This is a genomic window from Nocardia sp. TBRC8007 (genome assembly GCF_056629435.1).
In genome coordinates this window covers 1-340 of the sequence record NZ_JBWSOR010000194.1, presented here as the reverse complement: position 1 = coordinate 340, position 340 = coordinate 1, and the positions used below count along the sequence as shown (strand labels likewise).

Genomic DNA, 340 nt, shown 5'->3' with positions numbered 1-340 from the left:
GGCAGGTGGCCGCGGCGCGGGAGCCGATTGCGATTGTGGGCATGGCGTGTCGGTTGCCGGGTGGGGTGTCTTCGCCGGATGGGTTGTGGGATCTGGTGGTTTCGGGTGGGGATGGGGTGTCGGGTTTTCCGGTTGATCGTGGGTGGGATCTGGCGGGGTTGTTCGATCCGGATCCGGATCGGTTGGGTCGGTCGTATGCGCGTGCGGGTGGGTTTTTGCATGATGCGGCGGAGTTCGATGCGGAGTTCTTCGGTATTTCGCCGCGTGAGGCGTTGGCGATGGATCCGCAGCAGCGGTTGTTGTTGGAGACGGCGTGGGAGGCGATCGAGTACGCGGGTAT

1 protein-coding gene is annotated in these 340 nt (G+C 64.1%); it reads left to right on the top strand.

Annotation, left to right across the window (positions count from 1 at the left end):
- Window positions 1-340 (top strand): beta-ketoacyl synthase N-terminal-like domain-containing protein (locus tag ACX4ZE_RS23260; protein ID WP_480275603.1); only part of this gene is annotated, 340 nt, incomplete at both ends.